This is a genomic window from Citrobacter sp. Cf087 (genome assembly GCF_030334285.1).
GTDB lineage: Bacteria > Pseudomonadota > Gammaproteobacteria > Enterobacterales > Enterobacteriaceae > Citrobacter > Citrobacter freundii.
Genome location: NZ_JAOWED010000004.1, coordinates 1 through 315 on the forward strand (window position 1 = coordinate 1; position 315 = coordinate 315).

General features: G+C 54.9%; 1 tRNA gene. It reads left to right on the top strand.

Annotated elements, in window-relative coordinates:
• Position 1: 1 nt before the first annotated feature.
• Positions 2-78, top strand: a tRNA-Arg gene (locus tag OGV57_RS00015).
• Positions 79-315 lie beyond the last annotated feature (237 nt).

Here is a 315-nt window from a genome sequence, read left to right on the forward strand (position 1 = left end):
TGCATCCGTAGCTCAGCTGGATAGAGTACTCGGCTACGAACCGAGCGGTCGGAGGTTCGAATCCTCCCGGATGCACCATATTCTCCGAGATAACAGCAAAACTGTTGTTTCATGGTCTGTGAGATAATCGCGAGCACCAGGGAGGATAACGTTGCTTCAGCAACGGCCCGCAGGGCGAGGCGCAGCCGAGTAATCCTCCCGGATGCACCATCTTCTTCGCAGTATCAGTAGTAAACAGCAATTCCCGATGCATCCGTAGCTCAGCTGGATAGAGTACTCGGCTACGAACCGAGCGGTCGGAGGTTCGAATCCTCC